Origin of the sequence: Allosediminivita pacifica (genome assembly GCF_003054175.1) — a bacterium.
In the GTDB taxonomy this organism is placed as follows: domain Bacteria; phylum Pseudomonadota; class Alphaproteobacteria; order Rhodobacterales; family Rhodobacteraceae; genus Allosediminivita; species Allosediminivita pacifica.
Genome location: NZ_QBKN01000086.1, coordinates 1 through 1,630, shown reverse-complemented (window position 1 = coordinate 1,630; position 1,630 = coordinate 1). Strand labels below are relative to the sequence as shown.

The 1,630-nt window shown below is 59.2% G+C and carries 1 protein-coding gene; it reads right to left on the bottom strand.

What is annotated here, in order from left to right; genetic code table 11:
- Positions 1–239 precede the first annotated feature (239 nt).
- Positions 240–1,496: an IS110 family RNA-guided transposase gene (locus C8N44_RS23010; protein ID WP_107979006.1), complete on the bottom strand. Its 1,257-nt coding sequence runs from the start codon at positions 1,494–1,496 to the stop codon at positions 240–242.
- Positions 1,497–1,630 lie beyond the last annotated feature (134 nt).

Genomic DNA, 1,630 nt, shown 5'->3' with positions numbered 1-1,630 from the left:
AACGTCCTATGTCGGGAAAATCTGGCTGCTTAGGTCAGCAGGTCATGGGGCATCCGATGCTCCGGATGCCCTTTTACGTTTGCCCAGACGGGCTCTGCCGTCAAGAAATGATCTCTTCCATAGCAAACACAGGGTACGCGCGATGGCGGCCCTCACCGTCCTCAATACGAGATCCCAAATCCCAAGCAGAAGGCCCGAACATTATCTACGAGGTCAGATGGCTGCCTCCACGGCTCATGTCAGAGAGAGGTCCTTCCGCCTGGGCTCACCCCTTCGAAGAAGGGGCGATAGGGTTCGCCGTGTTTGACCACGGCGTGTACGGTGCGCGCCATCTTGGCCGCGATGGCGGTGTAAGCCTTGCGGCGTAGATGGGCGTTGTGCCGATCCTTCGAGATGTAGCGTTCGAACTTGTCGCGGAAGCTATTGGTCCGCTTCAGTACCGCGGTCTGGCCGGCCATCCAGAGGCTGCGACGCAACCGGGCATTGCCGTACTTCGAGATCCTGCTCTGGCCGCGGAACATGCCGGACTGGACCGTGGCGAGGTCCATGCCGCAGAACTTCAGGAACTGGCGATGATGCCGAAACCGACGCAGGTCACCGGCCTCGGCCAGGATGGTCATGGCGTTGATCGGGCCGATCCCGGGAATGGTTGTCAGCAGCTGATAATCGGGGAGGTCCGACAGCAGCTCGACGGCCCGTACTTCGATCTCGTTGCGCTGTCGAACCAGACTGCGCCCTTCGGCCAGAACGAGGCGGAACATGCGGACAGCGTCGGAGTCGGGGTGAACCGGCAACCCCACTGAGCCAACCGCAGTCGCATAAATATCTGAAAGTAAGCGTTCTTTGGACACTTTGCGCCCAACCACTTGCCAGGCATCGGCAACGAATGCCTCCCGGCTCATCGCCGTGATCATATGTGGTGATGGATACTTCTCGAGGAACGCCAGGAACCAGTCAGTGCGCGAGCTTCGGTGAAATCGTTCGGCCTCGGGGAAGTAGAGCGGCAGATAATGCGTCAGGATGCGGTGCCAAAGCTCAGTCTTCGAGCGTGAAACGATCTCGTGGGTCTTCGACAGTTCCTGAATGTCGGCGGTCCCGGTCACCAGCGGATCGTGAAAGAACTGAACGGCGCCGATCTCCAGCATGTGCAGGATGACCTGGGCGTCCTTCGGATCGTTCTTGTCCCAGCTGTTGTGCAGGGCCTCTCGCGTTCGCGCCAGACCGACGGAGGACACGAGCTTCAACTCGAACCCCGCCTGTCCGAGATGGTGAGCCAAGACACGGTGATAATTGCCGGTCGCTTCGAACCCGATCCGCACCGGCAGGTCGTAGCTGGTGAGAGTGGTGGCCAAGCGCTCGAAATCTTCCAGTGTATTTGTAATCGTCAGTCGACGGCGGCGCTTCTTGCCGGGAATGCTGATCAGCACCTCATGCCGATGCTTGGAAATGTCGATGGCGACCAACACGGTCGCGATGGTAGAATTTGTGACGGTCATAGCCGGTCTCCTCAGCGGTGTGGTTATGCAAAACCACTGTTGAGACCTGAGACCCGGTTATGGCCACCCGCTGCGCTATTTGCGGGCTGCGCGTGTGGCCATAACCTTAAAAAGCGCTTCTTCCCGACGTGCTA